General features: G+C 64.4%; 8 protein-coding genes. 3 read left to right on the top strand and 5 right to left on the bottom strand.

Going from position 1 to position 12431, the window contains the following annotated elements; translation table 11 throughout:
- Positions 1-24 precede the first annotated feature (24 nt).
- From ACFWI8_RS24655 to ACFWI8_RS24635, 5 genes are all read right to left on the bottom strand, one after another.
- The gene (locus tag ACFWI8_RS24655) at positions 25-627 is read right to left on the bottom strand and encodes a hypothetical protein (protein ID WP_387095279.1); all 603 of its coding nucleotides are present in this window, start codon (positions 625-627) and stop codon (positions 25-27) included.
- A 144-nt stretch (positions 628-771) separates the two neighbouring features.
- The gene (locus tag ACFWI8_RS24650; protein ID WP_387095276.1) at positions 772-1605 is read right to left on the bottom strand and encodes a phosphoadenosine phosphosulfate reductase family protein; all 834 of its coding nucleotides are present in this window, start codon (positions 1603-1605) and stop codon (positions 772-774) included.
- A gap of 2 nt (positions 1606-1607) precedes the next feature.
- Positions 1608-5177: an ATP-binding protein gene (locus ACFWI8_RS24645; RefSeq protein ID WP_387095273.1), complete on the bottom strand. Its 3570-nt coding sequence runs from the start codon at positions 5175-5177 to the stop codon at positions 1608-1610.
- Complete coding sequence (locus ACFWI8_RS24640; protein ID WP_387095271.1) at positions 5174-6265, bottom strand: DUF4007 family protein; 1092 nt, start codon at positions 6263-6265, stop codon at positions 5174-5176. Before ACFWI8_RS24640 ends, ACFWI8_RS24645 begins: the two co-directional genes overlap by 4 nt.
- Positions 6266-6322: 57 nt before the next feature.
- Complete coding sequence (locus tag ACFWI8_RS24635) at positions 6323-7492, bottom strand: cysteine desulfurase family protein (RefSeq protein WP_387095268.1); 1170 nt, start codon at positions 7490-7492, stop codon at positions 6323-6325.
- Positions 7493-7924: 432 nt separating this feature from the next.
- Here ACFWI8_RS24635 and ACFWI8_RS24630 point away from each other — a divergent pair, with 432 nt between their 5' ends.
- From ACFWI8_RS24630 to ACFWI8_RS24620, 3 genes are read left to right on the top strand one after another with little or no spacing between them, the layout of a single operon-like run.
- Positions 7925-9544: a DEAD/DEAH box helicase gene (locus ACFWI8_RS24630; protein ID WP_387095265.1), complete on the top strand. Its 1620-nt coding sequence runs from the start codon at positions 7925-7927 to the stop codon at positions 9542-9544.
- On the top strand, positions 9541-11406 hold the full coding sequence (locus ACFWI8_RS24625) for an ATP-binding protein (RefSeq protein ID WP_387095263.1): 1866 nt from the start codon (positions 9541-9543) through the stop codon (positions 11404-11406). Before ACFWI8_RS24630 ends, ACFWI8_RS24625 begins: the two co-directional genes overlap by 4 nt.
- Positions 11406-12317 carry a phospholipase D family protein gene (locus ACFWI8_RS24620; protein WP_387095260.1) on the top strand — a complete coding sequence of 304 codons (912 nt, stop codon included), beginning with the start codon at positions 11406-11408 and terminating at the stop codon, positions 12315-12317. Before ACFWI8_RS24625 ends, ACFWI8_RS24620 begins: the two co-directional genes overlap by 1 nt.
- Positions 12318-12431: the final 114 nt, after the last annotated feature.

The following is a 12431-nucleotide window of genomic DNA, read 5'->3' as shown; positions in this document are numbered from 1 at the left end:
TCGATATCGGAGTGACGAGACCAGCTACCGGCGCAGTGCGGGCTGGGGGATACTGCTCAGGCGGGCGCGGAGTTTGGGGCGGTTCTGGTTGTTGAGTGGCGGGTTGTATAGGTTGATCAGCCGAGCCTCTAGGTTTTTGATCTTGGATCGGTCTTCAACCGTGGAATACCAGAACTCCAAGGGGCGGAGGGCCAGATAGTAGGTGAGTCGGCCGGCCCGGGTGGTCGGTGGTTCCTTGGTCCAGAGGTGCTCAGGGTTGCCTCGAAGGTGCTTCTTGTAGTCTTTGTATCTGTTTCTGAGCGTGTTGCCTCGCTGGCCGGAACCACCCGCCTGGCCGATGTAGAGGACCTGGTGGAAGCTGCTCTGCGAGTTGTCAGCCATCACGAGCTTGATCGATGGGCGCCATACGAACATGTAGAGCCCGGCCTCGTGAGGCAGGGAATCGCCGAGGCTCTCGACCGCGAGGGTCTGTTCCCAGGGCGATGCGTGCTCGGCCAGGTCGTCCTGCAGGACCTTGTGGGCGGGCACGTCGAGCATCGTGGCTATGCCGAGCTGGAGTTCTAGCGCGGGGCTGGCCTCGGCACGGTGGCGGATGACGGAGCGCTCGTGGTTGTTGGGTGATGCCATTCCTCAAGGCGCTCCGGCTGCAGTGGCGGTTGGTGGAGGAACATCCTTACATGTGGGGCTGACACTCCGTGCGATGGGATGAAGATAGGCCCCGTTTGGTGATTCCTCGTCACCAACGGGGCCTACCGGGGTACTTCGGAACGGTCACAGGTGGCAGACGGAGCAGCCTGCCTCGTCGTCGTCTGCGTCGAGGGCGTCCGAGAGAACCTCGAGCAGCGGGCGGTTCGGCTTGACGCGCTTCGCGGCCCGTTCCATGGCGGCCTCGTGCTTGGCCTGGATCTCTTCCCGGCGCTCTATCAGCTGGTGCAGCGACTCACCCTGTGACCAAGTGTAGTCACGGCCTTGCATGGCAGTGTGCTGGTAGCGGACCTTCTCCTCGTAGGCCACTGCCTTGTCGAACAACTCGGGATGGCGCTCCTTGAGCCCGACCCACTCGTGCTTGCGCTGGAAGAAGCAGAAGTAGCAGCCGGAGCGGGTCCGCCACTCGTAGTAGCCGGGAAGACCGATACCGGCCTCGTTGAGGATGCGCATGACCCCATCCTTGTCGACGCCGTCCTCGCGGAAGGGGAAGACCGCCTCGATGTTGGGCTTCGTACTGACGTAGCCGAGGCGGTTCTCGTCGGCCCGGATGGCGACGTACGAGACAACTTCGTCGTCGCCGACCCACTCCTCCAGCGGCTTGATCTTCAGGTTCTTGGTGCACCAGCGCATCTGGGGTGATGGAAGAGTGCCTTGGTACACCTCCATCCAGTGGTCGAAGTCGCGATCGGCGTTGAGCCGCACGATGGGCTTGCCCAGGGCAGCTTCGAGCCGGTTGAGGTACTCGTAGGTCTCTGGCAGTTCCGCTCCGGTGTCGCAGAAGAAGTACTCCATCTCCGGGACCCGGTCGCGCATGTAGATGGCGAGTGCGGAGGAATCCTTGCCACCCGAGATGCCCAGGACGTGCCGGATCTTCTTGGCGTTGGTGCCGTCGGTCATGGTCACTCAGTCCTTTCTGCGGCCATCGTGGTTGTTGGCTCGGCTACGCGCTGGGCGAGGGCGGCCAGTAGGATACGGGCGCCGTCGGGGCCGAGCATCTCTCTAGCTTGCTCTAGGACGCTGACAGCGAGCGTCTCGGCCTCGTGCCGGGACTGCTCCGGCACGTAGATGAGGGTGCGTTGCTCGGCGCCGTCCTGGCCGGTCAGGGTGAGAAGCCGTGTCTCGAGGGCTTCGTTCTGGCCGCCGGATGGCTGTCGGCTCTGGTAGAGGTGGCTCACACGGTCGAGAGCGGCAGCCATCTCCCGTACTCGTTGAGGGAAGAGAGTGGCGTCGCTGTCGGACCAGTCACCGATCGCGGAGTTCGACAACCGCACAGTCAGCGGGTCGAGCCAATCTTCATCCGCCAGGACTTCGTTGAGCGCTATGGCCACGAAGCCGCGCAGCTCCAGGCTCAGCGAGACGCCCGCGAAGCCGCGGAGGCGTGCCGCAAGCGCGCGACGCAGTTGCGGCAGTGTGGCGGGAAGACGGAATTCGCGGCTGATGATCCCAACGACCTCGGCACGCAGCGCCTGGTCGATGTTGGAGATCTCATTGGCAGCATGGGCAAGCCGCTCGGCGTACCCCTTGTTTCGGCTTGTGCTCTTCTTAGCTTCGGCCGTGATCGGTTCTAGGCCGAGAGCCTCAGGGAGGGCGTAGAACAGGAGATCGTCTGGGTCCTGTGCCTGCAACAGCACAGAGCGCACCGCGATGGCGTCCTTGCTGAGGCGTCGGGTGCGGCGCGCATATGGCGTGAGCACCATGACCCGCTCCAGCAGCGCCCGGGTGACCGCGAGCAGGGCCGGGTTGCGTAGAGCCAGTGAGCGCGGTGATTCCACCTTGAGGGCCGTGGACAGGTTCTTCACGACACTCTGCCGCAGGCCGTCACCGACAGGCGTGTACTTCACGGCGAAGCGGCGGGGCGCCTTGACCATTCGCTCGACGACGTCCGGCGTCAGCCGGGGAAGGTAGGAGCCTTCCTCGAAGAGTGCTACGTCCTGGCTGCGCACGATGAGAGCGGTGACGACCAAGAGGGGTACGGTGCCCGCCTTGACACCGTAGGGCGGGACCATGATGGTGCGGAAGATCTCATCGAGCCCGGTCCGCTGATGTGCTTCGGTCAGCGCGGTTTCCAAGGCGTTCCAGACTGGCAGAGCGTGCTGGTGTTGCTTGCCGGGCCGGGAGAAGCCGTAGGGGAGGAAGGACGTCGATGAGTCGTCCGTCAGGGCACCGCTGTTTTCCCTGTGTAGGCCCATGTATTCCAGGGCGCCGCTGTACATGGCGCGCTCGGCTGGGTACTTGTCGATACCGAGGTATTGCTCGCCGGACTTGAGCAGCATGGCGGTGAGCAGTTCCCGGCGGGCCTTGGCCGCCTGGCTGGTCAGCTCGTGACGGCCGAGCATTTCGTTGCGGATGTGCGGAGTCGCGGGGAAAACCCGGTCACACGCGATCGACGCGAGACCGCTGAGACTACGGCTCTCGATCACCTCGCCCTCGCCGGCCGTTTCAGGGATGCCAGAGCGCCACAGTCGCCAGGTAGCGCGTTGGGTCTGTGGATAGAACGCTGTGTCGAGGAGCTCCATCAGTTCGGACTGGGCTGCTGTGGCGCGTTCCTTGATCTCTCGCCGTGCCACGGGGTCCAAGGACTTGTCGGTCAGCAGGTCTTGAAGCGCCACGAAGTACGTTGCGGCGCGCAGGACGAGGTCCGGCTCCTGGGTGACGCCGAGAACCACGGGCAAGGATGTTTCTACTGTGGGGCGGTCCTCGATCGTTCCCAGGTGGAAGATCAACAGTCCGTCCGCGTGGTCGTCAAGCTCGTCCGGGCCAGCGATCTTCCCGGTGTCGGGGCCAGTAACGTGGACGAACAAGGCACGGAGCATTCCCGTGATCTGGCTGTGGCGGCCGGCGGTGACAGCCAAGGGCAGGTGGTCGCCGAGCTTCCTGATAACTTCAGGATCGTCGAGGTGGTTGGTGATCTCTTTAAGCAGGTCGTCGATGTTGACATCGGTGCCTTGCCACACCCGGTACTCGCCGTTGAAGCGCCGATGAACGAGCAGGCCCCGGTCGACTAGGCTTTGCAGCTGGGCCTCCAGCGCGGCGAAGGCCGTGGGGTCTGCTCCGTCGCATGGTTCATGCAACGCGAAATAGATCATTGCGGCGGTGGCCCGTAGCGCGCCGTCGGAGTCGATCAGATTCAGCATGCCAATAGTGCGCAGGAGAACCTGGTCGCTCGTGGACAGGCCGTTCGCCTCGTTGATCCGTGCGTCGATCTCGATCCATCTGCTCGCGTTGGAAGAAGCAAGCAAGGACGTGCGGCCCGAAGCGAGGAAGAAGTCGTAGAGCTGCGCCAACTGGATGGTGGTGGCGCGCTGTGGCTCGTCGAGCGAGAACAGGCCGAGCGAACGGCGGACTGTGTTGGGCTCATCGCTGTTGAGGAAGCCGGCCAGGCTGCGGTCATGCTGGCCGATCTGGGCCGCGAGGTACGGAGCCGCGACGGCGGTCAACGGATGCAGCGGATAGAGGTCCTCGAAGTGCTCAGCTTTGAGGTTAACGACGACGTTGAGCCCGCGCTCGCGCCAGGCTGTCTCGGCTGCCTCGGCCTGGGCCCGGATCAGCTCGCGGTTGCGCTCTGAGACGTCGGAGTGGCTGAGTCTACGGCGCATGAGCTGGATGGCGTCGCCGAGGTGCGGGACGAACGTGATGTCCTCGAACCGGCCTTGGATCTTGGCCCACTCACGTGTTTGTAGTTCGCTGGAGCGTGATGCGTAGTCCATAAACGACATGTGCTGCAAGGTCATCATGAAAAGCGGCAGCCCGCGCGGACCGGCGCTCTTTTCTGCCAGTTCCTGCAGCAGGAACAAGTCTTCCTTCGCACTGGCGAACTCGCTATGCCCGGCAAGGTGTTCCAGCGTCTTACCGAACTCATCGATGACCAGCAGCATCGGTTGTTGCGCGCATAGAGCAGCAACCGCTTCCAGGATGTCCTTGGGCGTCGTGTCAGCCGGATCAGCACATGGGGCGAGGGCGGAGACGATGGACTTAGGGGGCCGATTCTTCCAACGGCGCCGGGCCGCGGTGTGCAACGCCCGTGACAAGGTGGCGACGAGGGGCTCACGCCGGGCAGTGGCAACCGCGCCCAGGAACCCTGCTGGCGCAAGCGCATCCCGGTTAGTGGCGAGGCGCCGGCCTAGGCTGCTGCTGGTTGCGCCGAGGACAGCCTCGGCCTCGGCGCGTCGCTGCTTATCCTGACCGAGGAGTCCATCGATGACGTTAGCCAGAGTCGACTTGCCGGAGCCGTATGGGCCGGTGAAGGACCAGGACCGCGTGCGAGTGAGGTCGCCGAGGGCGTTGGAGACGCGATCGAGCACGTCGATGGCCCGGGCGCCAATATAGGGGGATTGCAGCTCGCTCTGGACGTCACGTTCCAGGTTGGTGGACCGCATCTGGGAGCCGACGAGACTGATTCCTGCGGGGAACTGAGGATCTCCGGGCGCCGTGCCGGTCGCATCAGGCCGTGCGGGGGTCGCGGTGGTCACGCGTTCTCCTCGTCGTTCAGGGGGAGCTGCGGGTCCTGCTGCTTGAGTTCGCGCTTCTCAGCCTCGGCGAGTTGCGGGTACCTCTGTGCCCACTTTTCCCGGGAGGGGAAGCGCGGGCGTTCGCGGACGTTATCGTACTGTTTGTCCAAGATGTTCCAGGCCAGGTCGAACGGGTCGCTGCTGAACGCCAAGCTGCGCTGGCCGACTGCTTCAACGATCTGGAGCTCCGGATGGTCGCCGGCTACTCGCTCTAGCGCCGCTGTGATCACAGGTTCCCTCACCCGAAAGGCGCGGCCGGGGGCGCCTGCCTCGTTCGCCAGACGGGCCAAAGTGATGGAACTGCCGTGACGCGTCGTTCGTGCTGCGTAATCGAGGCAGGCGTACGCGATGATCCTGGCCTGCAAAGACGTCCGAGTGCCGCTGGTGAACTGCCACTCGGCGCTGCCCCGTTGCCCGACATGTTCCAACAGGCCGAGGTCTCTAAACGGGCAGGCGAGGTGGTCCTCAAGCGCGCCAGAGGCGCCGTCCTTGCGTTGGCTGGGGACGTACATCTTGGTGATGCAGTCGACATCCTTGGCGATCGAGGCTTCCACCGGCCCGTCACCGAAGGACAGATTCACGTGCCTCGCGATGAGCTGGGTGAGATCTGCGGTGGTGAATCGGGAGAATGGGGCGAGATGGAAGGCCACGTACCAAGACGGTGTCCAGCACTTCGCGCCCGGCCGGGAGCTGAGTAGCCACCAGTGCAGCAGCCACAGGCTGCCAGGCTCTTCCAGATAGGGGTCGGCCCCGTCTTCATCGAGCAGCCACCGGGCCTCCCATGTCGGGTAGGAATACATCGCCCGAGAACCTGAGTCTTCGCTGCCTCGAAGTTCCCGCGTGAGCTTGAACGCTCGGGACCAGTACCGCATGGCATGCACCATGTTCTTGCCGACACCGAGCAGGACCGGGGCGTCGTCCGCCAGAAACGCCTCCGGATTGTCCTTCACCTGCATGTATGCCTTGTGGAGCCACCCGAAGCGCGGAGCGAAAGTCTCATGGCGCGCGAACTGGGAGTGTGCGGCTTCCGCGAGCCGGCTATCTGACATGCGGGGGTTCTCCGTGTTCGTTCGTTTTTGGGTGTATTTCAGGGGCTCCGGGCTGCATCAGACGGGTGCCGACAGAGCGGCCCGCACCTGCCGGACGGCTCGGATGGTGGAGGAAATGGCCTGAGCAACGTCACGCTCGGTGCTGGCGTAGCCGAGGGAGAAACGCACAGTGGAGTCGGCCTCCTCTCGACTGCGCCCCATCCCAAGCAGCACATGGCTAGGGCTCGGCGCACCGGAAGCGCACGCACTTCCCTCCGAGGCCGCGACGTTGGGCATCGCGGCGAGCACCGCGTCGGCAGGCGCCCCGCGGAAGGTGATGTTCGTTACCCCAGGGAGCCGTTGGCCCAGCGCGCCGTTGATCCGGCAATCGCTGATCTGTTCAACGAGAGCGCTCTCCAATGAGTCACGCAGGCGCGCAACTCGCACCCTCTCGCGGGCCATGTCGTGGAGCGCGGCCTTCGCCGCTGCTCCAGCGCCCGCGATGCCAGCAACGTTCAAGGTCCCGGCCCGCCATCCGCGCTCCTGTCCTCCACCGAAGATCAGTGGACGATACGGAAGCGGGACCCCGCGCCGCACGAACAGCGCGCCCACTCCCTGCGGACCGCCGAACTTGTGCGCTGAGAGTGACAGCAGGTCGACATCGGTCTCCGCAAGATCGATCGGCAACCGGCCAACCATTTGCGTCGCATCGGTGTGAACGAGGGCGCCGACCCTGTGCGCCGCCTCCACAATCGGGGCGAGCCCCGTCAGGACACCGGTCTCGTTGTTGGCAGCCATCAGAGAGACGATCGCCACACGACCTCCGGCTAGAGCGCTATGGAGCGCGTCTAGATCCAAGAGGCCGTCCTCGTCCACCGGTACCAGCCGAAGCGCTCCGGATGCCTCACCCGTGAGGTTCTTGGCCGTCTCCAGTACGGCGGGATGCTCGACAGCGCTCGTGACCAGGGCACCGCCGACGCTGAACGCTGCGCGCAGGGCAAGATTGTTCGCCTCGGTCGCGCCGGACGTGAAGACGATCTCCCCCGGCGAGCAGTTCAGCAGCTCAGCGACCTGACGGCGAGCCGTGTCAACCCGCTGCGCAGCATCGCGACCCGAACGGTGAGTACTTGAGGCGTTTCCCACCGTGCGCATGGCCGCGAGTGTGGCCTGCTCTGCCTCGGGACGCATCGGGGCCGTGGCGTTGTAATCGAGATAGGCCAGATCCGAGCTATGTGACTGATTCGTCACGCTCCACCCCGCTTACATTGGTTCTGCACGCTGAGCTGGCGGCGATCCGCGCCCGGCCGGCGTTTGCCACCAGTAGTACACCGCGATCCTAGCCGTGCGGTGAGGGGGATGTGACGTAGGCGCGGTTCTGTGCGCCTCGGAACCCGTATCGTGACCTTGCATGGGAACATCCGTTCCCATTCTGGCTGAGTGCTGCCTGGTAGCCAAAATGGCTGGTAGCCGCCGGAGTTCGCCCGGCATGCGGGACGCTCATGGGCTGAGGCTCGGGCAGCGGATCATGCATCTCCGCCTCCCGGCTGTCAGCGGCTGGGGCTAGGGTTTGACCGCATGTCGTGGCGCGAATGAGGCAAGTGGTGCGGACGGGCGAAGGGGGCGTGGGTTGCGAGTCGATAGGGCGCATGGCCTTCGGCGGCGGGCGGGGTGGAGGTCACGGTGATCGAGTCTCCCGGCTTCCCCTTTCAAACCATCCTCGACACCGCCCCTCTCGCTTATGTACGGCGTCTACTCGGCGGCCACGTCTGCGAATTGCTTGAGCTGCTGCACGAAGGAGAGGAGATCGAGGCAGTCCTCCGCAGAGTCGCGGCCTCCGCCGTTTCTGCGGAGCGGCTGATTGGGGACACCGACGAGCGGGAGCTGCTCCTGGGCCTGCTACCCGATGCGAAGCAGGTCGAGCTCGCCGATCGGCTCGGCCGCGAGGCTTCCTGGCAACCTGATGCCTTCCTCTCCGCGTTGCCCTGGACACCTGATCAACGCCGGACCCTGCTTGGATTCCTCGGCCTCATTGTCGACCGGGCTCCCGAGCCCCCCGCATCCTTCCGCAGCCTCAGCGTGCCGGACTACGCCCTGTTCCCGCATCAACGGCTCGCAGCCGGCAAGGTGCGCCGTCTGCTGTACTCCGGGGAACGAAGGGCCGTGCTCCACCTCCCCACGGGTGTCGGGAAGACCCGCACCGGCATGAACCTGATCTGCGATCACTTGCGGCAGAGTGAGCCCAGCGTCGTGGTCTGGCTGGCTCGAGGACGGGAGCTCCTGGAACAGGCTGCGCTGGAATTCGAGCGCGCTTGGAGCGCCCTCGGCAACCGCGAGGTCACCGTCCTCCGCATGTGGGGCGATGCCCCTGCCTCCATCGACAGCATCACCGACGGCATCGTCGTACTCGGCCTAGACAAGGCAACGGCCGCCGCGAAGAGCGACCCGACGTTCCTCGACCGCCTTGCCTTGCACGTCACCCTCACGGTCTTCGACGAGGCGCATCAGGCCATCGCCCCCACATACCGCAAGATCGTCGATGCGCTTACTCTACGTAGCGATTCCTGCCTGTTGGGGCTGACGGCTACTCCTGGACGGACTTGGTCGGACATCTCTGAAGATGAGAAACTCTCAGATTTCTTCGCCCGTCAGAAGGTGATGTTGGAGATCGACGGGTACGAGAACCCCGTCACCGCCCTCATCGAACAGGGATACCTTGCCAGACCGGAATTTCGCACCGTGGCCGCTGAGTCCGGTATGAAGCTCAGCGCCCGGGACAAGCAGGCACTCGCAGCTTCCTTCGACATCCCTGATGTCCTGATCGCGCGGCTCGCTTCCAACGTTCAGTGGAATCTGCAGGTTGTTCGCACCGTACTCGACCTCAGCCGGCAGCATCGGCGGGTCCTGCTGTTCGCTGCCTCGGTCGAGCACAGTCGCCTGGTCGTCGCGATTCTGTCGATGTTCGGGATCGACGCCGACCAGGTCACCGCTGATTCGTCAACGCGTCACCGCGACCGCGCGATCAACAGGTTCAAGGGGCCGGGCCCTCGACCCATGGTGCTCTCGAACTACGGTGTCCTCACGACCGGCTTCGACGCGCCCGCCGCGAGCGCGGCAGTCATCGCCCGACCCACTCGCTCTCTGGTCCTCTACAGCCAAATGGTCGGCCGTGTGATCCGCGGACCCAAAGCCGGCGGCACCCCCTCCTGCGACGTCGTGACAGTCGTCGACCCCGCGCTCCCCGGCTTCGGAGACGTGGCAGAGGCATTCACCAACTGGGAAGACGTATGGAAGGCTCGATGACATCCAAGTACTCGATCGTCACGTCTGATCTGACGGTCAAGGCCCTGCAGGACAGCGGATACAAGTCGACCGCACACGCCATCGCGGAACTGATCGACAATGGCATCGAGGCCGATGCCGATCTCGTGGAACTCTTCGTCGTCGAGTCGGTAGACCGTCCATCCCACCGTGCCCGCCACCGGGTAGAGAAGATCGCTGTGCTCGACAACGGCAGCGGCATGGATCCGGAGACGCTGCGGCAATCTCTGCGCTTCGGTGCCGGAACCCGACAGCACCGCAAGGGCATAGGGCGGTTCGGCGTCGGCCTGCCCAACTCCAGCATCTCCCAGTGCGACCGTGTGGATGTCTGGTCCTGGACCAACGGCCCCGACAACGCGCTGCACACCTACCTCGATCTCGCCGAGCTCCGGCAAGGATTGGAAGAGGTCCCCGAGCCCAGACTCCAGGGGCTCCCTGACGAATGGCAGGCGCTCACCGAAGGGCTTGGCCCGTCCGGAACCCTCGTCCAGTGGACGCAGCTGGAACGTGTCCAGTGGCGTGGCGCCGAGACCACTTTGGCCAACACCGAGCACCTCATCGGGCGTATCTACCGACGCAAGATCACTCAAGGAACCCGGATTAAGCTGGTCCCTGTCCGTGGCTGGGCAGAGCTGCCTGGCGTGCGCGACACCCGGCCGAACGACCCGCTCTACCTAACCGCTCCAAGCTCGACGCCTGCCCCGTTCGACACCAAGCCGATGTTTCGCCCCATCGGCGGCGGCAACACTGGCGCGATCGGCGTTCAGCGCTTCATGGTCGAGGGCGCTGACGGCAAGGAATACCCCGTTCTCGTGCGCTCCTCGATCTCCGTGGATGCCGCGCGGCGGACCGACATCGAGGGCGAGAAGTGGCCCGACGACGTGTCGCCCAGCCTCAAGCCTGGCGACACCCCTTGGGGCAAGCACGCAGCCAAGAACCTCGGCATCTCCTTGATCCGGGCTGACCGTGAACTCGACCTCGACACCGGATGGACAAATTCGTACAACCCGGTTGAACGGTGGTGGGGAGTGGAGATCGACTTCCCACCCGCCCTCGACGAGGTCTTCGGCGTCACCAACAACAAGCAGTCCGCGACGATCTTCTCAGCGCTAGCCAACTTCAACTGGCGTGAGGAAGCAGCCGGGTTGTCCTGGGAGGAGTTCCGCGAGGCGCTTCGTGAAGAAGGCGATGCTCGTCTTCCCCTCATTGAGATCGTCTATCACATCCGTGAGAAGCTGCTCGGTAGGCTACGTGCCGAACTAGAAGACCAGACCCGCGGTACGGGCACCAGTCGGAAGCGGCACGAGCAGGTGGAAACCAAGGCAGAGGAAGCGGTTAAGCGGCGCCGCGCGGAGACTAAACCGAGCCTGACGGATACCCTGGCAGAGCAGGTCAGCCCAGAGGAGAGCAAGCAGCAGCAACTCGAAAGCCTGGTCCAAACCCACAAGTACAATCCCGCCGACGCGCAGCGGATCATCGAAGAGACCATCTCCCAAGGCAAGCACACCCGCCTCCTGACCAGCCGCAACCCTGACTCACCGGCCTTCTTCAACGTCGAGTTCATCCCCGGCCTGCTCCAGGTCGCTCTGAATATGGACCACCCTGTGTACAGCGACCTGATCGCGGTCCTAGACAAGGACTTCGACGGCGCGAGCCGGGAAGAACTCGTCGACCGGCTGGTGGCCGCTGCCAACGCCTTCAAGCTCCTGCTGCTCTCCTGGGCGAGGTTCGAGGACGAACAACCAGAGAAGCCTCGCACTCGGGCCAGGCAGATGCGGCAGGACTGGGGCCGGATCGCCAGCGAATTTCTCGGGGCCGACGGCGAGGATGACGAGGACGAGTAGTGGCGAACGATCACGTCTGGCAACAGATCGAGCAGTTACTTCAGAGGGCTTCCGAGCGCGTTGTCCTGATCGCTCCCTTCATCAAGAAGGAGGTGTTCCGAGCGGCGCTGGCCGCCATTCCGCACCGTGTTGAAGAGGTTCAGTGCATCACGCGGTGGTCCGTCGCCGAGGTCGCAGCCGGCGTTTCGGACCCCGAGATCGCCGAGATTGCCGAGGCTGACGGACGCGCCCGCATCCTGCTGTGCCACAACCTCCACGCCAAGCTCTACATCGTCGACGGCCGCTGCCTCGTCGGATCGGCCAACCTCACAGGCAGGGCCACCGGCCGTGTACCGGACGCCAACATCGAGTTACTCCTCGAAACCGAAGCGAGCCACCCGGAGATCCAGCGAACGCTTGATGCCATTGGGCTCACCTCGGTGCCGGCGTCCGTAGACCTTGCGCGACAGATTCGCGAGCAAGCTGATCTCCTCCGAGCTGACGAAGACGCTCCCCGGGTCCTGGTTGCCGGGCACGGCCCAACCGGCGCTCGCTGGCTGCCGGAAACACGCAACCCGGAGCGACTGTACCGGGTGTACAACGGGCGATACCGCAACATCGGCACAGACGTTCTTGCCGGTGTGCTCCGTGACCTTGCTCATCTCGACATCCCTCCCGGCCTCTCCGAGCAGGCGTTCGGGGAAGCGGTCCTCGCTGGTCTCCGAACCATGCCGGAGATTCGACGGCTGTTCGACGTAGGCGCCTTAAACATGGACGACGCGAAAGGAGAACTGGTCACTGGCGGAACCTGCACAGAAGAGCAGGCCCAACGTGCCGTGGAGACCATTGCTCAGTGGCTGAACTACTTCGACGAGGTGCATCTGGTACCGGTCGGTCCATGGGAGATTCGACAGGGTAGAGAAATCACCTGAGTTGTGGCGTCGGGCTGCGTCAGCTCCGCGGAGCTGCGCCGCAGGCGTGAGCGTACAGGTCGTGACTGGGCCGCGGTGACTGGCGCGCTTGCTGGCGCAGCCACCGCGACCGCA

It is taken from the genome of Streptomyces sp. NPDC127098, assembly GCF_042722465.1.
GTDB lineage: Bacteria > Actinomycetota > Actinomycetes > Streptomycetales > Streptomycetaceae > Streptomyces > Streptomyces millisiae.
Note: the sequence above shows the minus strand (reverse complement) of the source record. Positions and strands in the feature narration are given on the sequence as shown.